This is a genomic window from Rhodococcus sp. MS16 (assembly GCF_013277795.1).
Taxonomy (GTDB): Bacteria; Actinomycetota; Actinomycetes; order Mycobacteriales; family Mycobacteriaceae; genus Rhodococcus_F; species Rhodococcus_F globerula.
The window spans coordinates 433,882-457,827 of record NZ_VBTM01000001.1 but is presented as its reverse complement, the minus strand read 5'-3'; the positions used below and the strand labels follow the sequence as shown (position 1 = coordinate 457,827).

Genomic DNA, 23,946 nt, shown 5'->3' with positions numbered 1-23,946 from the left:
CCCACTCCGGGCGACCGATTCAACGGATTTCTGAGCTTTGTGGCTGCGACGGGAAGGATTCGCGATATGTCGTGGACAAAGGGGCTGGGTCGGCTGCCTGGGATCGCAACGGCCCGGGGGTATCACCGCGAATGGCTGCGTACGGACATCACCGCCGGACTTGTCCTCACAGCCCTGCTGATACCCGCGGGCATGGGGTATGCCGAAGCTGCAGGCCTCCCGGCATACGCCGGCCTGTACGCCACCATCGTGCCGCTCCTCGCGTACGCACTCGTCGGGCCGTCGAAAATCCTTGTCCTGGGGCCAGACTCGTCGCTCGCGCCACTTATCGCCGCCGCGATCCTGCCACTGGCGATCGTCGGCGATGAAGACAACGCACTTGCCCTGGCCGGCGTCCTGGCCATCCTCGTCGGGCTCATCCTCCTGATCGGGGGGTTCCTGCGCCTCGGTTTTGTCACCGAACTGCTCTCGAAACCCATCCGACTCGGCTACCTCAATGCCATTGCGCTAGTCGTTGTTATCGGTCAGATTCCCAAACTGCTGGGGTTCTCCGTTGACGCGTCCGGTCTGCTCGGCGAAATAGGTGAGATCGGAAAGTCCGTGGCAGGCGGGGATATCGACCCCGTTGCTGCCGCGGTCGGAATCGGGTCGCTTGCTGTCATCGTCGCGTTCCGACTCTGGGTCCCCGTTGTCCCCGGAGTCCTGGTGGCCGTCGTCGGCGCAATCATTTTGTCCGCCGCGGCCGGCCTCACGGATGACATCGGAATGGTCGGTGCTCTCCCTGAAGGTCTCCCTCTGCCCTCCGTAGGAGGCGTCAGCTGGCAGGACGTCGGGCACCTGATCGGACCTGCGGCCGGTATCGCTCTGATCGCATTTGCCGACACCGGCGTTCTCTCCCGGACCTTTGCCGCCCGGCACGGTGAAGACGTGAACGGCAGCACCGAAATGAAGGCAATCGGCGTCGCCAATGTGGCAGGTGGACTGTTCGGCGGGTTCCCCATCTCGGCGAGCGGCTCACGAACACCTGTAGCCGAACAAAGCGGCGCCCATACACAATTGGCAGGTGTTGTCGGCGCGCTCGCCGTGCTGGTCTTTGTCCTCGTCGCCCCAGGCCTCACCGCGTACCTACCCGATGCAACACTCGCAGCCGTGGTCATCGTCGCGGCCTGCGCGCTGATCGACGTGGGTGGAATGGTCCGGATGTGGCGCATGAGCACCGTGGAGTTCGGCCTCGCTGTCGCAGCCTTCCTCGGCGTTGCACTTGTCGGAGTACTCCAGGGCATTCTCGTGGCGATCGGCCTGTCGTTTGTCGCGGTGGTAGCGCAAGTCTGGCAGCCACATCGCACCGAACTCGTGGAGATCGCACACCTACAGGGATTTCACGACGTCGAACGACATCCAGATGGACAGCGCATTCCCGGCCTGGTGCTGGTGCGCTTCGACGCTCCCCTCTTCTTCGCAAACGGTGAGATCTTCGACGAGTACGTACGCTCCGTAGTCGCCGATGCGCCGGCGCCCGTCGAATGGGTAGTCATTGCAGCAGAGCCGATTACCGGCCTCGATACCACCGCAGTCGACGAGTTGGTCGACCTCGACACCTACCTCGAAGGCAAAGGGATCCGGCTGGCGTTTGCCGAGATGAAGGGGCCGATCAAAGACAAACTCATCAGATTCGGCGTCGGCGACCGATTCGACGCGACGCATTTCTTCCCGACCATCGAAGCTGCCGTCAACGAATTCCGCAGCCGAAGTGGGAACTCCAACCACTCGACCGACCACTGATCCCGGGAGCGCGAGACATGGATTCTTTCTGGACGGTCTTCTGGCTCAGCGTCATCTCTCTCGCGCTGCTGTCTTACCTGGTACTGCTGTTCGAGATCAGCGCCGATCTGTTCCGTGACCGTCAGACATCGGGGTGGATGCGCGCACTCTGGGTGTGTTTCCTACTCCTCGTCCCCTTTGTGTCGGGACTGGTGTACGTGATCGTGAAAAGTGACGGCATGGCCGAGCGATCCCGAATCGCGAGCGGAGCACCCCGGAGTTGACGGGGTTCGTCAGACCTTCTTGACGACGCTCGACTTCAGCTGCATCGGGCCGATACCGTCGACCTTGCAGTCGATGTCGTGATCACCGATCCCCTTGACCAGACGGATGTTTCGCACCTTCGTGCCGGATTTGATTCCGGTGGGGCTGCCCTTGACCTTGAGTGTCTTGATGACCGTCACGGTGTCACCGTCGGTGAGTACGTTTCCGACGGCGTCCTTGATGACGCCATCTTCTTCGGCGGCCGAGTCTTCCGTCGACCACTCGTGTGCACATTCGGGGCACACCATGAGCGCACCCATCTCGTAGGTGAACTCACTGGAACATTCAGGGCACGGCGGCAAGGTGTCTTCCACGCGATCAGCCTATCCGCCGCCCCGTCTGTCCGACTTTTGCACTTCATAACCAGCGATTGGGAAATATTTTGCACTCGATGAAAGTTTGCACTCTGTGCAATTATTGAAGGCATGGGTAGCGAAACACTAGGCCTTCGAGAACGTAAGCGAATTGCGACACGCGAACTGATCGAACGCACCGCCGTCGAACTCGTGCTGGAACTGGGTTACGACGAAGTGACTGTGGAACGAATCTGCGAAGCCTGCGATCTGTCCACGCGCACATTCTTCAACTACTTCCCTACCAAGGACGCAGCGATCGGCGGAATCGCGATAGTCGTCCCGCCCACAGAGGTGATCTCGGAACTACTCGACGCCCACCCGAACGACCCCCTCCACGGAGCGCTGGCCGTCTTCGCCGAAGCGATGAAGATCATGGACGAACGACCCGATCTCCTCGTCCACCGACGCCAATTGTTCGAGCGACACCCGACCTTGCTCCAACAGCATCTGGCCACGTTCCACGAACTCGAGGACACGCTCACCCGGATGCTCACGGAGGAACTACTCGAACGACCAACCCATGGTCGACTACCCGCCGATATGGCGGCGGCCGATGAGGCCACCGCCACCGTGATCATCGCCGGAGCCTCGATGCGATACGTGTTTCGTGCCTGGCAGAAAAGCGAAAGAGATCGTCCGCGAGCCGAACTCGTGGATCCCGCATTGACGTTGATGGCCCACATCCTGCGGTCCGCCCACTAGCTCGTCTACCGCTCTCGTCACCAAGGAGCCCTATGTCCACTCGAGAAGCTGCACCCACAAGCGCAGACGAACCCGACACCACGTCGGACAAAAGATCCATCATCCTGGTGTTCGTCGGCCTGATGATCACGATGCTTCTGGCATCCCTCGACCAGATGATCTTCAGCACGGCGTTGCCCACCATCGTCGGCGAACTGAACGGCGTCAACCACATGGTGTGGGTGACAACGGCATACATCCTGGCGTCGACGATCATGATGCCGGTCTACGGAAAAATGGGCGATCTGATCGGCCGCAAAGGGCTGTTCATCGGTGCGATCAGCATTTTCATCGTCGGTTCTGTAATCGGCGGTTTGTCCCACGACATGACCACGCTCATCGCCGGCCGGGCAGTTCAGGGACTCGGCGGCGGCGGTCTTATTCTGCTGTCGCAGGCCATCATCGCCGACGTTGTTCCGGCCCGGCAGCGCGGCCGCTACATGGGCGCGATGGGCGGCGTTTTTGCCCTCGCGTCGGTCGCGGGCCCACTCCTGGGCGGTTGGTTCACCGAAGGCATCGGTTGGCGGTGGGCGTTCTGGATCAACGTCCCGTTGGGTCTGCTCGCGATAGCCAGTGCGTCGGCCTTCCTGCATCTACCCAAGCCCAAGCTTGGCAAGCCGTCCATCGACTACCCCGGCATGATCCTGGTTGCAACCTCGGCAACCTGCTTGATCCTGTTCACGACGTGGGGCGGCAACACTTACGACTGGGATTCGGCCGTCATCATCGGGCTGATCATCGGCAGCATCGTCAGCGCAATTGCCTTTGTCATGGTCGAGCGACGAGCAACCGAACCTGTCATTCCCATGCACCTGTTCTCGGAGCGCAACTTCGTACTGACCACCACCGCCGGACTGATCATCGGCATCGCAATGTTCGGCGCTCTCGCCTACCTTCCTACCTACATTCAGATGGTGACCGGCAAGAACGCCACCGAAGCCGGCCTGATGATGATTCCGATGATGGCGGGACTGCTGGTGTCCTCGATCGGTTCCGGGCAGATCGTCAGCAAGACCGGGCGCTACAAAGCCTTTCCGATCGTCGGCACGTCCATCGTCGCCGTCTCTTTGGTCTTACTTTCCAGGCTGACTCCGTCGACCTCACTTGTCGTGTTCGGAATCTATATCGCGATCATGGGTGTCGGTCTCGGTCTGGTCATGCAAATCCTGATCCTGATCGTTCAAAACACCTTCCCCGCAGCCGAAGTCGGCACCGCAACAGCGTCGAACAACTTCTTCCGCCAGATCGGCGCCTCATTGGGTAGCGCGATCGTCGGCAGCCTCTTCGCATCGCGGTTGTCGAATCTGCTCGCGGAGCGGTTGCCAGCCGGCGGCGGCGGTGTCGGCGGTGAAGAGAACTCGTTGACTCCGGGAATCCTCTGGAAATTGCCGGATCAAATCCGCGAAATCATCGTAGGCGCCTACAACGACGCGCTCGCCCCGATCTTCATGTACCTCGTTCCGCTGGTAGTCGCAGCGGTGATCCTCTTGCTCTTCGTCAAGGAGAAGCCGCTGGCCACCACTATCGACCGCTCGGCAGCGCCGATCGAGTAGAAACCGATTGTTCGCTATTGTGGCGTGATGTCAGCAGACAAGAATCCGACCAGATCCACGTTTGTGGTTCTGGTCGGATTCTGCGCTGTGCTGGCAATTGTCATCGCCGGCGGATTCTGGTGGGTCACGCGCAGCAACGACGCGCTTGCCGGCGAGACACTCGACGCCTTCCCCACCCTCGACCGCAGCACACTAAGTCAGTCACAGAGTGAACTACTGGCGACACTCGAGAAGGAATGGGAATCCGGTGCACCCGGCACCACGTATGCCGAAGGTGTCGAAGAATCCTGGTGCGCTGACTTCGTCAGTTGGAATATGAACAAAATCGGCATGCCGTATTCGAACCCCAATTCCGGTTCGTGGCGAATCCCCGGCGTCTACACACTGCAGGAGTACTACGAATCCGTCGGAACATTTGTGCCGCTCGGTCAGGACTATCGACTGAAGACCGGCGACACGATTCTGTACGACGATTCCAGCCCCTTCGGGCAGCACGTCAACATCGTGCTCCGCAATGACGCCGGCATTGTCACCACCGTCGGCGGCAACGAGAACAATTCGGTGATGCTTCACCGGTTCAACCCTGATGATGTCGCCGGCATCGTGGGGTTCGGGTCGTTCTGACGACCAACCCCCTTCTCGTAGATGTTGCCAGGTGAGTGAACGGTTGGTGACGTGGTCGGTTTCTGGTGTGCGTTGGGTCGATCGAACTTCGGAAATATATTCGGTAAATTATGTGTTTCCGTCGCCCACTGACTATTTGACTTTGCGAATGAAACGTTCCGCCAAAGGGAATTCGCCAATCTGATCTAGCTGAACCTGGCCGCTCTTCCCACAAAACGGAAGGGCTGGCAGATGCTCTGCCAACCCTTCCGACGATGTGACTGCAAGCGAGACGACTCCCCTGACTCGGGGCTACGACGCGCTGTCTACACCTGGAGATTCACGTCCGCTCAGCTCACGAAGTGCGTGATACTGCGGTACTCAGCGCGTTGGTGATTCGGTCCGCTCCCCACGGCAGCGAAATCGGGGACGGAAATCCAAGGGCATTCGGCACTCCGGAGTTGCGGGCAATCGACACAACCGAACCGCGCTGGACTGCAGACAGATTGCGCCACTGCTCGTTGTCGCGCATGTAGTCGATGTCCCCCGCTGGTGAGATGACAACCGCGATGTCGGTGTCGAGTTGGGCGACATACTCGTAGCTGATCACTCCTCGCCCGTCAGCATCGGTCGGCACTGTCTGCGCCCAGTCGGTCAGTTGGAAACCCAAGTCATTCATGAGCATTCCGATACCGCGATCCTCACCGGCGAGGATGTACAGCTGCCCGTTCAGATCTCCGATCACCGCGTTGAAATTCACGCCCTCGAATTCTGGGTGCGCTGCGCGGACGGCAGCCAGGTCGGCTTCGGCCGATCCGACGGCGGCCTGCGCTTCGTCCTCCCTACCGAGCGCCTTGCCGATCTTGCGCGTCGAGTCCTGCCACGGTTCCACGTTTGCCTGTTCGTCGAAATGCACGACCGGGGCAATGCTCGAAAGCTGCTCATAGGCACGCTCATTGAGACTCCATTGCCCCGTGGCAACGATGACGTCAGGATCAAGGGCCACAATCTGTTCGACGTACGACTGCGGGTCACCCTCGAACAGCAGTGTCGGAATCTCCTTGTCACCGGCGGACAACAGCGCGTCGACGCCACCGCCCGGGTTCGGCGGCAACACCTGATACCCCATGTCGGCCAATGCATCGACCTGCCAAGGCCACGCCCCGACGCCGTTTGTCGAGACGAGAATGTTCGTATCGGTGGGCAGTGCAATGGGTGAGACACCCATCGAGATCACCATGTCCGCGTCCTGCGGCGACAACGGGAGCACCCGCTCGGCGCCGAGTGGTACCTGGGCTTCACCGAATTTGCCGGTGACGGTGACTGTTTCCCCCTCGGCAGTGTCGAGGGAGTTCCCGCCGCACGAGGTCAGGAGAAGTGCGAGGGCAACAAATGCGGCGGAGAGTGCGCGCTTCACAGCGGGTGTCCATTCGGTCCGCCGGGATTACCCGGGACGGTGCACGTGGCCATAGCGCGATGCGCCAAGAAACAAAGACTGTCGTTACTCAATTTCCACTGCCCGTCTATCCAATACCATTTGAGGGTCGCTTGTCCCGGCGCAGAGCCGGGCAACGACGTCACGAGCTGGGCGCGCGCCACCTCGTCGGTCACCGTGACCGGGTCCGTGAGATCCCAGCGATAGATTCCGGCCGCGATGTTCAGGGCGCTTCCCACAGCGCGCACGGTGGGTACGCCGGCTGCGCCGCCTTCGAGCGCGGAAGCGACCTCCGCGTCACTTGTCGCCGAGTTGAGTCCGCGCTGGAGTTGACTGTTCAGTTCGGCAACGTCCGGCGTCGACGGCTCCTCGGGTGCCGATGCAACCGCCGGCGCGGCACTCGCCGCCGGAGCGCTGGGCGAGGCAGGTGCTGCGCCCGCTGCCGGGGCGCTGACCGCGGCCGACGCTGCAGGTGCGGGGGCGGCCGCCGGAGCCGGAACCTGAGGTTCGAGCACCGTGACGCCGTCGTTGGCCGCAGCGGCGGTCGAGCCCGCGGTGCCGGCCCCCGCCGGAGAAGCCATGGTCACGACCACTTGACGTTCCTGGTCGCCGAGGTTCATACCAAACAGAACGAGTCCGGGGATCGCAATCCCCACAACCATTGCCGCACACGTGGACACCGCGACTGTCGGCCAATGAACTCCGCGGCGCGGCGCGGCGGTTTGTGGATGGCGACCGACGTCCTCGTCTCTCGACTCATCGAGGTCGTAGTCCGTCTGAATGCTCATCGCGTCGTCTCCGTTAGGCGCTCGGGTCTTCCTGATGGCCCAATTCGTTGAGGCCGTTGCGTGGTGAGTGGGTTCTCACCATCACGTCAGGATTTAGGTTAGCGTAGGCTAACACTCACATAACGGTCGGCGGTACACAGGCCCGGGAAGCGAGGGGTTGAGCGATCCCCTGCGAACGCTCAATTCCCAGAGTCAGCCGCCTCGGCGAGGTGCCCAACGACCTGGCCGGCGCTCCCCCGCCGCCCATGCCGGAAGCATCCTGCTGCGTAACACTGTTGGCATAGTCATTGGTGGGGTCTCGGTAGATGGTGTGGATGTGACCCCAACCCGAGGTTGTGTATCCCGCGACGTCAGCGCCGGCCGATCCCTGCTGATTAGCGAAATCTCGCGCTGCGTAACTACTACGGGCGGTGCGGGTTCCGCGAGGTTGGTCGACGCGATTTCGACGCAGACTCGTTGAGCGTCACATTGTTCGAACGAACACTCGGATAACGAACTTCGACCGCTCGACGCGTATGTCTGCAGCGCGTAAGGCCGCAGACTTCGCACGGTTGGCGAAGAACGGAACTTCCGTCAGTAGCTCCGATGACTGCGCAAGTTGCGCAGCGGTACTCAATCACGAATTCGGCTGTCACTGAATGGGTTTTTCGATCTGTTCACGAAGGATATCGGCGTGACCTGCGTGCCGGGCGAACTCTTGGGTCATGGCAAGCAGTGTCCATCGCATGCTGACTTTTCCCTCGCGCGGGTTGTCCACGTTGTCGTCAAGGTCGAAACGGGACACGATCACCCGTGATCGTTGGCTGGCGCGCTCGAATTCCGCAATGACATCTGCCAGCGACTCGTCGTCGGCGACAGCGAAGGTGCCCTCGTCGCGACGCGAGTATACATCACATTCGGATTCATCGAGTCCTGCCCAAATCCGTTGAAACCAGATCCGTTCCGCGGCAGCGGCATGCTTGATCAACGAGATCGGTGTCGTCAGCGAGGCGACGAGCCGTCGGCGGGAGTCAGCTTCAGACAGGCCTCGTACGGCCTCGATCAATGCCTCACGGCTTTGGTCGAGCATGTTCTCGATGATCGAACGCTCCGTGCCGATAGTACTTGTGTTGATGGACATAAGATTTCACTCGATTCTGTTGTAGGGTTGGTCAAGCCAAGACACCCTGTGCCAGTCAAAGTGAGTAATGGAACGCAGCGATCCGCTCGCTGTCAGGGAGTACGCGCTCGAGAGTTCCGCCAGAATGGCCAGCGCCAGTACCGCAGCCCAGGATGCTTGTGAACTGCTGCCAAAGCGCAGCTTATCGCACAGGTGCGATTCGGGAAAGGAAATTGACCCGAACGCTGCCGGGATCTGATCGGACGCCTTCCGTGTGCGCACCCACCTAGGCTAAGGATGTCTTGACAGCCTGTTCCGTGAAACAACCTCGAACAGGTGCAGCGAAGGTAGCACTGGCGGGGCTGCCGAAAATCTATCGCAGGGAAGGGATTCGGAGCCTGGACAGGCAAGCGCTTCGTCGAGTTGTCTCAACTGTCCGACGATGCGCCAGATGTTCAGATACTGAGGGCGGACATGATCTCGCCGAATGCACCTTCACGCCCCGGCAAGATGACCTTCTGAAACAGCGTCAGCACGCACTCGTCGATGTCGTCCGTCGCGGACAAACTCTTGCGCGACACCTCAATTGCACGAAGTCCACGCGCACGCACGTACCGAGCCAGCTCGATTCCGTCGCGCCGCGCTGCTGCCTTACGACCTGAGGAATGTTCGAACCGGTAGTGGCGCCCAGCGACCGCAACTTCGCAGAGTTTGTTCCTGCGCCGCATCCCATGACGCTTCTCGTCCGAGACACTCACAGCCGTGCCGTCCGGGAATCGCAAGGTAGCTGGCTTGCCCTTGATCAGTGCGGGACCGAAGCGATCAATCCGTTCGGCGATTGTCTCCCGCTTCAACCTGCCGAAATGCGCGTTGAACTCGTCGCCTTGCGCTGGAAAGAGTTCGGCGCGCACTATTCCGGCAGGGTCGAATATCGCGACGGACGAGAGGTCCGCCGCGATACGCACAGACCATCCTGTCTCGGTGGGACTCTTCCAATTCATGATCCGCAGTATCCCACCGCGGCAGTGGCCAGACTGACATCACGGGTGCCACCGACTCGCGGGTCTGATCATGGTTCAGGAGCCGACGCATGAAGTTGGAATGTCGCGCCCTTCTCGAGTTCGTCCGTGGTGAACTCCGGTGACGTGAAACTCCCCGCGTAGGGCGCTGAACTGCTCACCGTGAGTGAGTAATTGCGTTGATTCGCGGGGATGGCATCGAAGCGCGCCACATACGTGCAGGTACCGGTGCCATCGGGATTCTGTTCCACGGAGTCGACTTCCAGCACAGACCTTGTCGATGCGGCGCCGCTTCCTCCATCAACGAATATCGTGTCGTTCGGCGCGACCGCGATTGTTCCGACGATGCACTGTCCGGAATCCGGATCGACTCGTTCAGCGTCCCCGATGACGGTCACCACGGCAGCAAAGGTCTTCGGATCATCTGTATTGGACACACAACCGGTCAGCGCAAACGTCCCGATTGACAGCAATACTGCAGCGTGTCGGCCCCTTCGCCCCATGGACTCACAGTAGACCGACACGAGCGGATGGAAGGTTGATGTCCGAGAAAGTCTGAAAATCAGGGCACAGGCGGAAAATTAACGACTGCCCCGTCGAGCGGCAACTGGTCGGTGCGGTCACCCTCGTTCGGTCCCTTGACGAGAGCGCCGGTATCTGCCGATCCGACAAACGTGAAGCTGTCGATCTCGTAGGGCACATTGTCGCCGGACAGCGGCACCGCCGCCCGTGACACATGGAAGTGCAGATGCGCTTCTGAGGTGTTGCCCGAGTTGCCGAGGTTCCCGATCACCTGACCCGTGGTCACCAGATCCCCTACATTCACAGTCGCCGACATCGGTTTCAGGTGGGCATAGAACGCATAGTTTCCGTTGCCGATGTCGATGATGACGTAGTTGCCACCCAATTGATCGAACGGCATGTCCTTCGGAACTTGTTGCGGCATTTGATCCTGCTCGCCCGAGACGACAGCCACGACGGTGCCGTCGGCCACCGCCAGCAGAGGCGCGCCGTAGGCGAAGTAGTCCTCATTTTTCGATCCGTCACCACGAGACCTGCTGAGCGGGACTGCATCCGGGTCCATCCTCAGCCAGTCGACGGCAAATCGCTCGGTGCCGTTGATCCTGCCACCGACCGCCATCATCCCCGCGCGATGTTGCGAGAGCCCGCAGCAACCGTCCCCGACCACCCAACTGTCGCCGGCTAATGGAGGACCGATAACCACCGGCAAGTCTGTGCTGGTCATCACTGTTCCACCGAACTGCGTGACGTTATCGGGATATCGCGCAGCACTGGCAGCGTCCTCCTGCGTTGCTTGGCCGAACGTCGCAGTCAGTCGATGGGTCACTACGGATGGAACATCGTCAGGGCTCTCGTACTCGTCGTCGAGCACCATCAGCACAGTGCGCCCCACCGGGATCTCGGTGAACGGCGTCCAGGAAAAGTTCCCTACCAGAATCGAACGCGCAGATACTTGGCCCTGATCGAGGGTCGATACGACGGTCCCGTCCGGTCCCCCGGCCAGCGTTTCGATCTTTGTGATGGTCGCGGGCCGCGGTGAGAAGTTCAGCACTTCGATCTCGTAGGCCACGTGCAGCATTCCGTCAGTCCCGGTGACAGGGATCGGATTCGGCCCGAGCGCCGAGATCACCAACGGCGACGTGACGTCGGTTTCGGTCGGATAGCCGCGCGGGATCCCCCCTCGACTGTCGATGGTCGACGTCGTGAGCACGGTCGGTCCGGTGGTGTCGATCGACGATGAACACCCGGCGATGACGAGCGTCATTACTGCGGCGGCGATTGCCCACCCTGCCCAAGGGCTGTGTGAAGTCGTCATGCGAACTCCAGAGCAGGCCCCTGCCCAGTGCGTCGGCCCAGTTGTTTCGAGCCTAGGCACGGAAGACCCTCTTTGTCCTGATTTTGTGGATCAGGACAAAGAGGTCAATTCCTCGTGATCAGGCGCCTACGTACGACGCGAGATGCTGGCCGGTCAGGGTTGAGCGATCGGCGACAAGATCGGTCGGCGTGCCCTCGAACACGATCCGTCCACCGTCGTGACCGGCACCGGGACCAAGATCGATAATCCAGTCTGCGTGTGCCATGACCGCCTGGTGATGCTCGATGACGATGACCGACTTCCCGGAGTCGACGAGTCGATCCAGTAGGCCGAGCAACTGCTCGACGTCAGCCAAGTGAAGGCCTGTGGTCGGCTCGTCGAGGACGTACACGCCGCCCTTTTCGGCCAGGTGCGTAGCAAGCTTGATGCGCTGACGTTCACCGCCCGACAGCGTCGTGAGGGGCTGGCCGATGGTGAGGTAGCCGAGCCCCACATCCACGAGTCGCACCAGAATCTTGTGTGCGGCCAAGGTTTTAGCCTCACCGTCACCGAAGAACTCTTCAGCCTCGGCGGCCGACATCGCTAGAACCTCGCTGATGTCCTTCCCTCCGAATTTGTACTCCAGGACATCGGCCTGGAACCGCTTCCCCTCGCACTCCTCACACACCGTCGCAACGCCGGCCATCATCGCCAGATCGCTGTAGATGACGCCGTTGCCGTTGCATGTGGGGCAGGCACCCTCGGAGTTGGCACTGAACAGCGCCGGCTTCACACCGTTGGCCTTCGCAAACGCCTTGCGGATGGGGTCGAGCAGACCGGTGTACGTTGCGGGGTTGCTCCGACGCGAACCGCGGATCGCGCCCTGATCGATCGACACCACTCCCTCCCGCTTCGCGAGCGAGCCATGGATCAACGAACTCTTCCCGGACCCGGCGACGCCCGTCACCACAACCAGCACACCGAGTGGCACATCGACGTCGACGTTCTGCAAGTTATGGGAGGTTGCGCCACGGATTTCCATTGCGCCCGTTGACTTTCGCACGCTCGCTTTGAGTGCAGCTCGGTCGTCGAAATGACGTCCCGTGACCGTGTCACTGGCCCGCAAGCCGTCAACGGTGCCCTCGAAGCAGACAGTTCCGCCCGCGGCGCCGGCGCCGGGGCCGAGATCGACGATGTGATCGCCGATAACGATCGTCTCCGGCTTGTGCTCGACGACAAGCACCGTATTTCCCTTGTCGCGCAACTGCAGCAGAAGGTCGTTCATCCGCGCGATGTCGTGGGGATGAAGGCCCGTCGTGGGTTCGTCGAACACGTACGTGATGTCGGTGAGCGAGGACCCTAGATGGCGAATCATCTTGGTGCGCTGAGCTTCACCACCGGACAGTGTCCCGGACGGCCGGTCCAGGCTCAGATAGCCCAGTCCGATCTCCACGAACGAGTCGAGCGTTTCACCGAGCGTCGTCAACAAGGGCGCCACTGACGGTTCTTTCAAACCGCCGACCCACTCCGCGAGATCGCTGATCTGCATCGCACACGCATCAGCGATGTTGATGCCTTTGATCTTCGACGATCGCGCACCCTCACTCAGCCGTGTGCCATCGCACTCGGGGCATGTGGTGAACGTGATTGCCCGCTCAACGAACGCCCGAATGTGCGGCTGCATCGCGTCGACATCCTTGGACAGGAACGACTTCTGGATCTGCGGAATCAGTCCTGTGTACGTCAGGTTGATTCCTTCGACCTTGATCTTCGTCGGTTCCTTGTAGAGCAGGTCGTTCAGTTCCTTCTTGGTGTACTTCTTGATCGGCTTGTCGGGATCGAAATAGCCGCATCCCCGATAAATCCGGCCGTACCAACCGTCCACGCTGTAGCCGGGAACAGTGATCGCACTATCGTTGAGCGACTTGGTGTCGTCGTACAGCGCCGTCAGGTCGAAATCGTTGACCGAGCCGCGCCCCTCACAACGCGGACACATTCCACCGGTGATGCTGAAGGTCCGCCGTTCCTTCGTCTGACGGCCACCGCGCTCCACGGTGAGCGCACCCGCACCGGAGGCCGACGCGACATTGAACGAAAATGCCTGGGGCGAACCGATATGCGGCTTACCGAGACGACTGAAGAGAATGCGAAGCATCGCGTTGGCGTCGGTGGCAGTACCTACCGTCGAGCGAGGGTCGACGCCCATCCGTTGCTGATCGACGATGATCGCCGTGGTCAAGCCGTCGAGCACGTCGACGTCCGGCCGCGCCAGAGTCGGCATGAACCCCTGAACGAAGGCGCTGTACGTCTCGTTGATCATCCGCTGCGACTCCGCGGCGATGGTGCTGAACACCAATGAGCTCTTGCCCGAACCCGAGACACCGGTGAAGACCGTCAGCCTGCGCTTGGGGATTTCGACGCTGATGTCCTGGAGGTTGTTCACGCGCGCGCCCTGCACGCGGATCAGGTCGTGGGTGTCCGCAACATGTAGCTCTCGCTCCGCCATTTCAGCCGTGCTCATCATGTCTCCATCTCTCAGGTGAGGGCCACCCACACAGTGTCGCCCTGTGTGGGTGGCCGCGGTTCTCTTCAGTTGACTCAGCGGAGCTCTTGGATGCGGATCAAGTTGCCTGCTGGGTCGCGGACGGCGCAGTCCCGAACACCGTACGGTTGCTCGGTCGGCTCCTGGACGACGTCGATGTCGCCGGCCTGCAGCCGCTCGAAAGTACCGTCGAGATCCTTGGTGGCCAACAGAATACCGGCATAGGTGCCCTTGGCCATCATTTCGACGATGGTGCGACGCTCCTCGTCGGTGATACCCGGATCGACGGCCGGGGGATGCAACACGATCGACGTGTTGGGCTGGTCGGGCGGGCCGACGGTTATCCAGCGCATCCCGTCGTAGCCGACGTCGAGGCGGACCTCGAAACCGAGCAAGTCGCGGTAGAAGGAAAGGGCGGCCTCCGGGTCGTCCTGCGGAAGGAAACTCGATGCAATGGTGATGTCCATGAGTGTCACGCTATCTGCGGCTGGAGGCCGGCGCTTCTCGATTCCTGATCGGTCTTGTCACCTGTTTCGACACGCAGGACGGCATGCCCTCGGTCACGCCGGCAGCCTCGTCTCGATAGACGCTCGGTGGAACGCCGACCAACTCGGTGAAACGAGTGCTGAAGGTACCGAGCGATGAACAGCCAACGGCAAAACACACCTCGGTGACACTGAGATCACCGCGACGCAGCAGCGCCATGGCGCGCTCGATGCGTCGTGTCATCAGATAGGAATACGGCGGCTCGCCGTACGCCAGCCTGAACTGGCGACTGAGGTGCCCGGCCGACATGTTCACTCCGCGGGCAAGCGCCTCCACGTCCAGGGGTTGCGCGTACTCCCGGTCGATCCGGTCACGAACACGCCGAAGAAGCGCGAGGTCGCGCAGTTGTTGCGTGGTCGCGGGTCTACTTGTCACAGGTTTGATCGTGCCACGTCCGCGCCCGTTCTCGCCGATTTCCGCGGGGAAGCTGACAGTGGTTTCGTCAAGCTGACACGGCTTCCAGCACGCTGAAATGTGTGCTCACTGTTTGCAAGCCGTGTTAGCTCCGACGCATCTACTACCGCAACATGGCCACAAACGCCGCGATGTTCGTAACCACGCGGTCAGCCTTCTCCTGCTCGGTGAGATTTTCCTGGTACCGGTTCCCTGCCGACGGCCGACGCTTGTTGCGCGCATACAGCGGACAGGCCAGGTCAGTACACATATAGGTGCCAATGGTGTCGCCGCGTCGGCCGGCCTCACCGATCTTGGCGGCGGTCAGCAGTGACACTCCCCCGCTGCCATGCGTCGTAAGGCAAATGGTGCACATTTGCGCGCGACCTGATTTGCCGGTTTGGTATCGGAGGGCGATGCCGACTAACTCGTCGCCCTGCGGGATCACCAGATATCCCCGCCCGGGCATGGTCGGATCGTTCCAACCGAAGAAATCCAGGTCTTCCCATGGGCGCTTCTCGAGATCCCGTGGCACCGGCAATCGTTTTGCGTCGCCTTTCGAACAATTCACGAACGACGCGCGAATTTCGCGTTCGGTGAGCGGCAGCACGGTGGAACTCCATTTCGACAGTTGAATCAAGCTGAACCGACGCTACTCACGATCGTTACCTCGCGCAACGTATTTTCCGGGCTACGCGATCTAATCCGTCTCGAGGTCGACCACCAAGAAATCCTCCCGGCGTGGCCCCCACTCCCGGTCTGTTAGTTGATAGGAACGCAGTCCCTGCGGCGGGTGCGCCAACTCGTAGAACTGTTCGGTCCCGGAAACGAACTGCATCGATGCCCACCCCCAGCGCGAACCGTGCGGTTGCCGCGGATCAGGCTGCATATCCGAAACGATGGACACGAGTCGAAGTCCACGAACAACTCCTGTAGCAACGGCGTCCGCGTCGAAATCCTGCCAGGCCTGCGACGCATTCGAATTCTTCCGCATCGTGCCCGCACGTAGATGCAGCGCACCGGATACCTCGATCTGCGACGGAATCGGTAGATCAGCGTTAAACGTGAACTGTAGATTGCCCGCACCGCCGATCGAAGGTTGTTGTACCACATCAATATCCGGGTCTGCAGTCAACCGCCGCACCATCGGATTCGAACTTCGGCGAACCTCCGCGACACACGACCAGGTCGGCTCCAACGCAGCCCACCTCCGCGGACTGTCAGGGTTCCACGACAATCCCCAACGGATGGTTTCTCCCAGCCTCGGCGGCACAAACCACCGAAACCGTAACCAGTCGATCACCACCGGAGTGTTCATGCCTGACCGTACCAAGCAGCGTTCTCAGAAAAGCGTCAATGCCGCTCCGGCACCGACCAATTCGCGTTCAACCCGTGGACCCTCGAGCTCACGATGCTGCGACGGTCCCGCCAATCCATGACGCTCCACCAGCGGTTCGACGCGCTTCTTGAGCCAACTCTTGTACTCCGGCGTGACGTAGGCACCGCGTCCGTAAAGTTCGCGATACCGGCGGATCAACGCAGGATGCTCTTCGGCCAGCCAGTTCAGGAACCATCCGCGCGTACTGCCGCGAAGGTGCATCGGAAAGACCGTCACGCCGGTGGCACCGGCGTCGGCGAGTGCGGCAAACAGTTCGTCGAGGTGCTGGCTCGAATCTGTGAGGAACGGGATGACCGGCGCGACCATCACGTTGCACGAGAATCCGGCGTCGGTGATTGCCCGGATCATCTCCAGTCGAGCGCGCGGCGATGGTGTGCCAGGTTCGATCTGCTTCTGTAAGACGGGATCGTTGATCGCCAGCGACACTCCGATGCCGACATCGACCTGGGTGGCAGCCATTTTGAGCAACGGCAGATCTCGGCGCAGCAAAGTCCCTTTCGTCAGGATCGAAAAGGGCGTACCGGATTCTGTCATCGCTCGAATGATGCCGGGCATCAATCGGTATCGGCCTTCGGCCCGCTGATACGGATCGGTGTTGGTGCCCAGCGCTACGGGTTCACGCTTCCATGACTTTCGCGCTAATTCCTTGCGCAGAACCGCCGCAACGTTGGTCTTCACGACAACTTGCGAATCAAAGTCCCGGCCGGCGTCGAGGTCGAGGTACTCATGGCTCGGCCGCGCGAAGCAGTACCGGCACGCATGGGAACAACCGCGAAACGCATTGACCGTGTAGTTGAATGGCAACGTCGATGCTTCCGGCATCTTGTTGAGCGCACTCTTACAGAGCACTTCATGGAACGTGATGCCCTCGAACTCAGGCGTCTGCACCGAGCGGACCAACCCGGCTCGCTCGAGCCCGGGCAACGCTCCGTCGTCTGCATCCAATGCCTGACCCGACCACCTCATAACCCCAAGTCGAACACTTGTTCTATGCTATGTCAAGATGAACCGTGGAAGCGACCCGTGCTTCACCACGGTCGATCAGTTGTTGGCAGAATCAACGCCATGTCCAACAGAATCAACATCTCGTCCGGTTCCGAATGGGAACCGAAGATCGGTTACTCCCGCGCCGTCCGCATCGGCAATCAGGTTGCGGTTTCAGGCACCACCGCCCCCGGCGAAACCCTGAACGATCAGACCCGTGCCGCCCTCGACACCATCAAGGCCGCACTCGAAGAAGCCGGCGCTTCGCTCGGCGATGTCATCCGCACCCGCATGTACCTGCGCGACATGTCGCAGTGGGAGCAGGCCGCACTCGCTCACGGTGAAGTATTCGGCGACATCCGCCCGGCTACGACAATCCTCGAGGTCAGCTCGTTGATCGACCCCGCTCTACTTATCGAGATCGAAGCCGACGCAGTTCTGAGCTGACTGCAGTTCTGAGCTGATTGCCAACCCGGCAATCATGAATCGGTTCAACTACTGTGAGCCGATGAAATCGAGCCGAATCGTGACCACAGCGATCGCACTGAGTTTCACATTCGCTCTACTCTTGCCCGGATCCGTAGCTGCGGATCCGGGCAAGAATCTATCCATAGCCTGCGGAACTCCACTGACTGCCGGCGAGGTCAAAAGAATTACGTACCTCAGCGACGTATCGACGCTGCACGAAGAAGGCCTCGAACGCTTGGAGTCCGCAGTCGACCGGCATCGCCAGATCACCACAATCCTTGTATCGCATCATGATTGGCGCGGGCTCTTCTCGATCGGGCTCGATGCCGTCGAGCATGAGGCAGTCATGCCCCTGCAGCGCGATCCGGCCGCATTCACCAACAGATCCTGGGCACATTCGGTCAGTTACGAACTATTACGCCGCTATCTGACCAATATCCACGCCGAATTCACCGGCGCTCCTACCGATCCCGCATGGAGCAACTATTACTTGTTGACGCGCCAATGCGACATCAGTCCCGCGCGCGTCGCCATGGCAGGCTACAACGCACACCTCACAGTCGATCTCGCCTACACCGTGGCCACCGCTACCACCCAGCCCGTCGATATCCCCGATTTCTACAAGATCGTCGATTCCATCGCGACAAAAGGCGGTTCGATAGTTTCCGACACCAAAGCCGAATACGGCGCCGACTTGGGCCCACTATGGCGGTTCTACTTCGTCGGTGAGGGGCTCGATCGGCTGACCGGAAACTCCGAACCGTCCCAGCTTCTGCTCAGGGCCGCCGACAGTGGATACAACACGATCACGTTGACCAACGGTTTTGCACTACAGAACCCGTATACGAAGGCCGGCACCGAACAGGAGATCGACGCACTGTGGCGCACTACCGACGTCGCGCTCGACGCGCTCGCACGCCTTGGCGGCCTGTGACGCCGCGACCGACATGACGATCAATCGGACATGCCTGCGACAATGGAGCCATGACGGGCTACACCGCGCGAATCTCGGTACCGAACCCAGCCATGCGTGCGGTACGAGATCTGTTGCGGGGACCGGCAATTGTGTGTTCCGGGGAATCCTCCATCCGCGATGCCGCTGCACTGATGACCGAAGCCGGGCGTCGAGCCGTCGTAATTCCCACAGATGCAAGCACTTACGGAATCTTCACGGAGGGCGATCTGCGCAGCCGAGTTGTTGTCGGAGGAATCGACAGCGCTCGCCCGGTCTCCACGGTGATGACGCCGTCTGCCGTGACGGTGGATCCTGATCGACTCGGAGCCGACGCTGTCACAGACATGCTCGAACACGGATTACGCCACCTTCCCGTCGTCACGGCGTCCGGCGAACTTCTCGGTGTGCTCGAACTGAGCGACCTTCTGACGTCGGCAACAAATCAGGGCTTCGAACTTCGCGCCGCCCTTGCGACTGCCAAGACCGACGTCGAACTTATTGCCACGGCCCGAGCTGTACCTGAGCTGGTCACCGGCCTGGTCGACGCACGGGTCTCACCCATCGACATCAGCGGCACACTGTCGGTCTTGATCGACGTGACGGTTCGGCGCGCAATCGAACTGGTGGTGGGCGGCGACGAACGCCCGGACTTTGCCTGGCTGTCACTCGGCAGCGCGGCCCGGCGCGAGGCTCTGCCGTCGTCGGACATCGACAGCGCGTTGGTGTGGGGCGGAGAGTCGCACCGCGAAGGTGCGGATGCGGCGCAGCGGATCCACGAGATTCTCGACCGGTGTGGATTCCCTCGCGACGCGCAGAACGCGGTCGCAACTCAGGCACGATTCGCACGTACGCTCCCGCAGTGGCGCCGCGCCTTACGCAAGTGGGTAGCCAATCCCTACCAGGACCAGGCACTCGTCATGCTGTCGATGCTGGCAGACGCCCGCGTTGTTGCCGGAGATCCTGCCCTCGATCCGAGGCCCGAAGCCTTGGATCAGTTACGCCTCAACCCGGCCGTCATGCGACTACTACTTCGAGAAGCCGTGGGCGAGAAGGCAAAACTACATTCGTTGCGGGACGTGGTGACACGCCGTACCGGTACTGTCAACCTGAAATCCACAGCTGTGCAACCGATCGTGAATATCGCACGCTGGGCCGGCACGTCCGTAGGCGCACGTACGAGCACCACCGTCGAACGCCTGAAGGTTGCTTCCGACACCGGTTTCCTCCCCGCCGACGACACGCGGGTGCTCATCGAGTCTTTCGAGGTTCTCCAGCAGATCCGAGTCCGTCACCAGACGGATCAGTTTGCCGCCGGCATGATGCCCACCGACGAGATCGTGGTCGCGGACCTCACTCCGCTCTCGCGCAGCCTGCTCGGCAATGCGGTGAGAGAAGTAGCCGGGGTGCAACGCCGACTCGAGTACGAGGCATCAGCATCCGCGCTACCGGATATCGAACCCTAGATACATCCGAACTGCACAAACGCCGAATGTGTCCGGAGCGCAATCGCTCCGGACACATTCAGAAGTGTTCAACCACAAGGGTGGTTAGACGGACAGGCTCTGTCCGGGGAAGATCAGGTTGATGTTTGCGACCTGACCTGCAAGAGCGTCGAGCGAGATGCCGTGAGCTGAAGCGATCGAAGACAAGGTGTCGCCGACCTGGATCACGTAGTTGCCGCCGGTAGTGGCAACAGGAGCGGATTCGACGCTGGCCTCAGCCGTGACGGGTGCAGAAGCCTCCTGGTAGGTGGCTGCGGTGGTTCCGCCGGTCAGGTACTGGCCGCACACGGGCCATGCGCCGACGCCCTGGCCTTCGAGAACGTTCTCGGCGACGCGGACCTGCTCGGACTGGCTTGCGTTGGCAGCGTTGCCCGATCCGCCGTATGCCTCCCACGTGCTCTGCGTGAACTGCAGGCCGCCGTAGAAGCCGTTTCCGGTGTTGGCTGCCCAGTTTCCGGAGGACTCACAGTTCGCGACTCCGGACCAGTCGTGGCCGGCTGCGGAGGCGGTGCCGGTGCTCATCGCGAGCGGGATGGCTACTACTGCGCCGGCTGTTGCAACTGCGCCGAGGGCGCGCTTGAAAGTAATGCTGGTCATCAGGTAAATCCTCTCCGCTACCGCGGACGACATCGGACCTGGCACATGTGTGCCGTATCGAACGACTCGCCTGTTTCACTCCTGCCCCGCGAAGGTTTGGGGAGTACCGGACCCGCGGGGCAGAAGCACGCAGTTGCGGGCCGGTGTTTGTCCGGCTGTTTCGGACTGCCAACGACGCTAGGCGATGGTCACGGAAAGGTCACGGGGCAATTTTTTGGCACGCCCGTATCATTAGCCCGCCCGAAATCGGCAGAAAATTGCAGGTCGGAGGTTTGATTCGAGCTTCAACCATACCGATCGTTATCCGTCCGTTACGTGACGACCATCACAGACTTTTTGTGACTCGCCGCACGGAAATCACGGCCTTGTTATCAAATTTGTGCATCGAGAACCGTCGCCAGGTCCTTCATCCACACCAAGAACTCTTCCGGATCACTGAACGCAACCCCGTCGACTGCGGCAACTTCCGGCGCGATGTCGACGCCGCCGACTACCAATGCGTCGCCGCCGAGCGCCAACACGGCCGCAAATGCCGGCAAGTCACCCCGGTCGTCACCCGCGTATGCCACCGCATCGACGCCAGCGGCCCGGATCGCCCGCTGCAATCCCGTCCCCTTGTCCTCGTCTACAGGAGCGCGCAACTCCTCGACGAGCTTGCCCGGCTCGCGGCGCAGCCCGGTCTTCGCTGCGACCTCACGCACCACATGCTCCACGAACGCCGCAGCGGCAACTCTCTCGCGTGCCTGCCGCCAATGCACAGCGACGGCAAGCCCCTTTCCCTCGACGTGAATCCCTGGGACGCCTGCGGCATCAATCATTCGCCGCAATTCGGCCTCTGCCTCCGCAACCGCCGGCTGCCACTGCGCTACGGCCGGCAACACTCGAATTTCCCCGTCAACCCACGTCTCGACTCCGTACGAGCCCATGAGGACAGAATTCTCGCCGGGCACCCGCTCACGAAGGAAAGAGACGGGACGACCGGAAAGCAAGCCCACCATTGCGAGATGACGTGACAGCGCGTCGAGTACCTCGGCGGCGCCCGGCAAGAGAGCGCTCGCGGCCGGATCGTCGACTATCGGAGCGAGAACCCCGTCGAAGTCCATCACCAATCCGGAACGGGTGGGATCGGACGCAAGTCGGGCAATAACGTCCGAAGCAGTTTTCATGGGTTCAGTCTCTCAAAGGTGTCGGCACACACGAACATGCACTCGACCAATTCATTCCGTTAGAGTCCTGCGAAGACGCTTACCAACTACGGGGGTAATGATGAGCGAGCTTTCTGTCGTCACCGACGACATCCGCACGTACGGCACTACAGCAGCAGAATCTGCCGGTCAGGTTGCCCACGCCGCGGTAATGGATCTGAACGCCAACCTCGCAGCCGTAGCACCGGCAGTCGGGCCCGTCGGACTCGAGTTCCTCGAAGCCTTCGCACGTGCACAGGCGACGCACACCAAAGACGTTGCGGCACTTGCCGCGTACTATGCCGGCACTGCTGCGACGGCCGGTGCGGCCGCGAGCACATACGACGGCACCGACCAGGCGGGCGCCGCCGACCTCCGACGTACCGCTGCCACCAACGGGGACCTTGCATGAGCACTCCGGACGACCCTACGACGGTTCTCGAGTTTCTCCAGGGCAGTGCGCTTGCACCCGTTCTCGGCCTGGAACTGCCCGAGCCCGTCGAGAACTCGGCGATTCCTGATTTCCTCATGGCGCCGCCCACGCCGGAACTCCCGCAGGGCGCCGCCGATCTGATCATGCAAGGAATTTCACTGCCGTCCCTGCCCGGTGTGGACCAACTGTTCACACCGCTGATCCAGCTTGCGCAGAGCCTCGGTTCGGGGGTCTTCAGTGGTGTTGATCCGGTCAACGTCCTCAGTTCGGCCAGTGCACTCATCGACAAGGCAGCCGGACTGTCCACACAGGGGCTTTCCTCAGTGAGCCAAACATGGAGCGGCGCAGGTAACCAGGCCGCTACACAGATCAACGAGGTAGCTCAACGCAGCGGATCAGAGCTCAGCGATCGTGGGAATGCAATCTCCCAAACCACTGCTGCAGCGGCAGAATCCGTGCAGCGTGGCAACGCTCAATTGGCGACCATCGCACAATCATTTGCCTCGGCAGTGGTAGCGGCAGCGCCGATAGCGTTGACCCCGCCCGGGCAGGCCATGCTGCTCGCGGCAGCGGCAGAACACATGCAGGCGGCCATCGCAGCAGTAAATACGACCCGCTCGGAAATGCTCGCACACACTGCCACGATGAACTCCCTTGCCGGTTCGATCCCGGTTCCGGCACCACCAGTCAGCGATGCACTCGCTGCAGCTGGACCGCTCGCCCAACAAGCGTCACAGCTGCTTGAAGGCGCTACCGCTGGAGCTACACAATTACAGTCCGCCACCGGTGGTTCAGCACCCGGCGCCACGCCATCCGGACCGGCGCAGAACAGCGCAGCGCACGCCGCAGCGGCATTGAACTCGGGCGTCGACAAACTCTGGGGCACTGGAAATCCGTTCGCCGCTTCGGGCGCAGGCGTGTCACACCAACTCGGAAGTGCGGGTGGTGCAATCGGGCCCGCAGCCACCACGCGCGCGGGCAGCGGAACGTTCGGAGCCTCCTCAGGTGGCGGTGGCATCGTCGGACCTTCAGGAATTGCAGCGCTACAACCCCTTTCGTCGACCAGCCAATCCCCTACCCCCTTTGCGCCGTCGGGAACTGCTGGTGGTGCAGTGACCGGCACGAGCCCAGGAGGCGCCATGATGGGTGGTGGAGCAGGCGCGATGGGTGGTGCCCGGGGGCAACAGGACAGTTCGAGGACCACACCGGGTTACCTGATCGAGGTATCGGACAACAACGCTGTCATCGGGGATCTCCCCATGGTCACTCCCGCGGTGATCGGATCAGAAGATCCCGACCAGGCATTGTTCACCGGGCTCTGAGACAACCCACACACTCGACGGGTACGTGCACACTACGTTCGAGAGACGTTGAGCCAGCGGGTGACTGGAGTCGATTTTGTCCGATATGAGTAACACTGGCGATGGTGTGGGCGATTGAATCCGTGA

General features: G+C 61.2%; 25 protein-coding genes and 1 pseudogene. 10 read left to right on the top strand and 16 right to left on the bottom strand.

Features of this window, described 5'->3' with window-relative positions; genetic code table 11:
* The first annotated feature begins 66 nt into the window (after positions 1-66).
* A complete protein-coding gene (locus FEZ60_RS02175) occupies positions 67-1,782 on the top strand; it encodes a SulP family inorganic anion transporter (protein ID WP_045067567.1) in 1,716 nt (571 codons plus the stop codon).
* Between the two features lie 17 nt (positions 1,783-1,799).
* On the top strand, positions 1,800-2,045 hold the full coding sequence (locus FEZ60_RS02170) for a hypothetical protein (RefSeq protein WP_045067565.1): 246 nt from the start codon (positions 1,800-1,802) through the stop codon (positions 2,043-2,045).
* Between the two features lie 9 nt (positions 2,046-2,054).
* Here FEZ60_RS02170 and FEZ60_RS02165 read toward each other — a convergent pair whose 3' ends face one another.
* Positions 2,055-2,399 (bottom strand): zinc ribbon domain-containing protein YjdM, encoded by a 345-nt coding sequence (locus tag FEZ60_RS02165; protein ID WP_045067564.1) that lies wholly within the window; start codon positions 2,397-2,399, stop codon positions 2,055-2,057.
* A gap of 111 nt (positions 2,400-2,510) precedes the next feature.
* Here FEZ60_RS02165 and FEZ60_RS02160 point away from each other — a divergent pair, with 111 nt between their 5' ends.
* Genes FEZ60_RS02160 through FEZ60_RS02150 form a run of 3 tightly spaced genes read left to right on the top strand, consistent with a single transcriptional unit; the run spans position 2,511 to position 5,359 of the window.
* On the top strand, positions 2,511-3,143 hold the full coding sequence (locus FEZ60_RS02160) for a TetR/AcrR family transcriptional regulator (protein ID WP_033236164.1): 633 nt from the start codon (positions 2,511-2,513) through the stop codon (positions 3,141-3,143).
* A 32-nt stretch (positions 3,144-3,175) separates the two neighbouring features.
* A complete protein-coding gene (locus FEZ60_RS02155) occupies positions 3,176-4,735 on the top strand; it encodes an MDR family MFS transporter (protein ID WP_033236163.1) in 1,560 nt (519 codons plus the stop codon).
* A gap of 27 nt (positions 4,736-4,762) precedes the next feature.
* Positions 4,763-5,359 carry a CHAP domain-containing protein gene (locus FEZ60_RS02150; RefSeq protein ID WP_106939785.1) on the top strand — a complete coding sequence of 199 codons (597 nt, stop codon included), beginning with the start codon at positions 4,763-4,765 and terminating at the stop codon, positions 5,357-5,359.
* Positions 5,360-5,693: 334 nt separating this feature from the next.
* Here the strand turns inward: FEZ60_RS02150 and FEZ60_RS02145 are convergent, their stop codons facing one another.
* The 13 genes and pseudogenes from FEZ60_RS02145 to FEZ60_RS02090 all read right to left on the bottom strand — a co-directional run bounded on the left by FEZ60_RS02145 (position 5,694) and on the right by FEZ60_RS02090 (position 17,341).
* Complete coding sequence (locus FEZ60_RS02145; protein WP_116104387.1) at positions 5,694-6,755, bottom strand: ABC transporter substrate-binding protein; 1,062 nt, start codon at positions 6,753-6,755, stop codon at positions 5,694-5,696.
* Entirely contained in the window at positions 6,752-7,561 is an 810-nt protein-coding gene (locus tag FEZ60_RS02140; RefSeq protein WP_172935442.1) for a hypothetical protein, read from the bottom strand. Before FEZ60_RS02140 ends, FEZ60_RS02145 begins: the two co-directional genes overlap by 4 nt.
* A gap of 115 nt (positions 7,562-7,676) precedes the next feature.
* Positions 7,677-7,946, bottom strand: a pseudogene (locus tag FEZ60_RS32325) (hypothetical protein); the annotation flags it as partial.
* 246 nt (positions 7,947-8,192) lie between these two features.
* Complete coding sequence (locus FEZ60_RS02135; RefSeq protein WP_172935441.1) at positions 8,193-8,681, bottom strand: DinB family protein; 489 nt, start codon at positions 8,679-8,681, stop codon at positions 8,193-8,195.
* Positions 8,682-9,115: 434 nt separating this feature from the next.
* Positions 9,116-9,661, bottom strand: coding sequence for a hypothetical protein (locus tag FEZ60_RS02130; RefSeq protein ID WP_172935440.1), 546 nt, complete (start codon positions 9,659-9,661; stop codon positions 9,116-9,118).
* A 68-nt stretch (positions 9,662-9,729) separates the two neighbouring features.
* Complete coding sequence (locus tag FEZ60_RS02125) at positions 9,730-10,182, bottom strand: hypothetical protein (RefSeq protein WP_045068008.1); 453 nt, start codon at positions 10,180-10,182, stop codon at positions 9,730-9,732.
* Positions 10,183-10,241: 59 nt separating this feature from the next.
* Positions 10,242-11,516, bottom strand: a complete 1,275-nt coding sequence (locus FEZ60_RS02120) for a M23 family metallopeptidase (RefSeq protein ID WP_242484365.1) — start codon at positions 11,514-11,516, stop codon at positions 10,242-10,244.
* Between the two features lie 118 nt (positions 11,517-11,634).
* A complete protein-coding gene (locus FEZ60_RS02115) occupies positions 11,635-14,016 on the bottom strand; it encodes an excinuclease ABC subunit UvrA (RefSeq protein ID WP_202025582.1) in 2,382 nt (793 codons plus the stop codon).
* Between the two features lie 77 nt (positions 14,017-14,093).
* Entirely contained in the window at positions 14,094-14,504 is a 411-nt protein-coding gene (locus FEZ60_RS02110) for a VOC family protein (protein ID WP_033236256.1), read from the bottom strand.
* A 10-nt stretch (positions 14,505-14,514) separates the two neighbouring features.
* Entirely contained in the window at positions 14,515-14,958 is a 444-nt protein-coding gene (locus FEZ60_RS02105) for a helix-turn-helix domain-containing protein (protein ID WP_172935438.1), read from the bottom strand.
* A gap of 142 nt (positions 14,959-15,100) precedes the next feature.
* Positions 15,101-15,586, bottom strand: coding sequence for an FBP domain-containing protein (locus tag FEZ60_RS02100; protein WP_045067557.1), 486 nt, complete (start codon positions 15,584-15,586; stop codon positions 15,101-15,103).
* A 90-nt stretch (positions 15,587-15,676) separates the two neighbouring features.
* On the bottom strand, positions 15,677-16,294 hold the full coding sequence (locus tag FEZ60_RS02095) for a hypothetical protein (RefSeq protein WP_172935437.1): 618 nt from the start codon (positions 16,292-16,294) through the stop codon (positions 15,677-15,679).
* Positions 16,295-16,318: 24 nt separating this feature from the next.
* Positions 16,319-17,341: an Rv2578c family radical SAM protein gene (locus tag FEZ60_RS02090; protein WP_172935436.1), complete on the bottom strand. Its 1,023-nt coding sequence runs from the start codon at positions 17,339-17,341 to the stop codon at positions 16,319-16,321.
* A gap of 99 nt (positions 17,342-17,440) precedes the next feature.
* On the opposite strand from FEZ60_RS02090, the gene FEZ60_RS02085 reads away from it, so the two are divergent.
* The 3 genes from FEZ60_RS02085 (at position 17,441) to FEZ60_RS02075 (ending at position 20,245) form a co-directional block, all read left to right on the top strand.
* Positions 17,441-17,806, top strand: a complete 366-nt coding sequence (locus FEZ60_RS02085; RefSeq protein WP_033236255.1) for a RidA family protein — start codon at positions 17,441-17,443, stop codon at positions 17,804-17,806.
* Positions 17,807-17,867: 61 nt separating this feature from the next.
* Complete coding sequence (locus tag FEZ60_RS02080) at positions 17,868-18,761, top strand: DUF5995 family protein (protein WP_172935435.1); 894 nt, start codon at positions 17,868-17,870, stop codon at positions 18,759-18,761.
* A 50-nt stretch (positions 18,762-18,811) separates the two neighbouring features.
* On the top strand, positions 18,812-20,245 hold the full coding sequence (locus FEZ60_RS02075) for a putative nucleotidyltransferase substrate binding domain-containing protein (protein ID WP_242484364.1): 1,434 nt from the start codon (positions 18,812-18,814) through the stop codon (positions 20,243-20,245).
* Between the two features lie 84 nt (positions 20,246-20,329).
* On the opposite strand, the gene FEZ60_RS02070 is transcribed toward FEZ60_RS02075, so the two are convergent.
* Positions 20,330-20,881 (bottom strand): transglycosylase family protein, encoded by a 552-nt coding sequence (locus FEZ60_RS02070; RefSeq protein WP_033236152.1) that lies wholly within the window; start codon positions 20,879-20,881, stop codon positions 20,330-20,332.
* Positions 20,882-21,252: 371 nt separating this feature from the next.
* Positions 21,253-22,047, bottom strand: coding sequence for a trehalose-phosphatase (otsB, locus tag FEZ60_RS02065; protein WP_172935434.1), 795 nt, complete (start codon positions 22,045-22,047; stop codon positions 21,253-21,255).
* Positions 22,048-22,147: 100 nt separating this feature from the next.
* Here otsB and FEZ60_RS02060 point away from each other — a divergent pair, with 100 nt between their 5' ends.
* Both FEZ60_RS02060 and FEZ60_RS02055 read left to right on the top strand, forming a co-directional pair.
* Positions 22,148-22,477, top strand: a complete 330-nt coding sequence (locus tag FEZ60_RS02060) for a type VII secretion target (RefSeq protein WP_051730690.1) — start codon at positions 22,148-22,150, stop codon at positions 22,475-22,477.
* Positions 22,474-23,820 carry a hypothetical protein gene (locus FEZ60_RS02055; protein WP_202025581.1) on the top strand — a complete coding sequence of 449 codons (1,347 nt, stop codon included), beginning with the start codon at positions 22,474-22,476 and terminating at the stop codon, positions 23,818-23,820. The genes FEZ60_RS02060 and FEZ60_RS02055 overlap by 4 nt, the downstream gene beginning before the upstream one ends.
* Positions 23,821-23,946: the final 126 nt, after the last annotated feature.